The 380-nt window shown below is 58.7% G+C and carries 1 protein-coding gene; it reads right to left on the bottom strand.

Translation table 11 applies throughout. The features are described 5' to 3' along the window. Positions 1 to 25: 25 nt before the first annotated feature. Positions 26 to 380, bottom strand: a 355-nt coding sequence (locus ACSIPU_RS30650; RefSeq protein ID WP_435322488.1) for a KUP/HAK/KT family potassium transporter, incomplete at its 5' end; no start/stop codon positions are given.

Consider the following 380-nt stretch of genomic DNA (forward strand, 5'->3'; position numbering starts at 1 on the left):
TCGCAATGGAAGGGCTTTTCTGACATCAGATTTCGACCTGGGTACCGAGCTCGATAACCCGGTTTGGCGGGATCTCAAACTGATCCGGCGCCCGCAGGGCGTTACGCTGCAGCAGCAGATAAAGCTTGCCGCGCAGGCGCAGATACCATGGCCGTTTGCCGATAATCAGCGACTCATGCGACATAAAGAACGAGGTCTCCATCATCCGGCAGCTGAGTCCTTCCAGGCCACAGCGGTGGAACACCTCTTCAACGTTAGGCGTTTCCCGCCAGCCGTAGCTGGCCACCACCCGCCAGAAGGACGGTGACAGCTGCTCAATCTGCACCCGGCGAACGTTATGCACGTAAGGCGCATCTTCGGTACGCAGGGTCAGGAGGATC

It is taken from the genome of Klebsiella sp. HN106 (assembly GCF_051209435.1).
Taxonomy (GTDB): Bacteria; Pseudomonadota; Gammaproteobacteria; order Enterobacterales; family Enterobacteriaceae; genus Klebsiella; species Klebsiella oxytoca.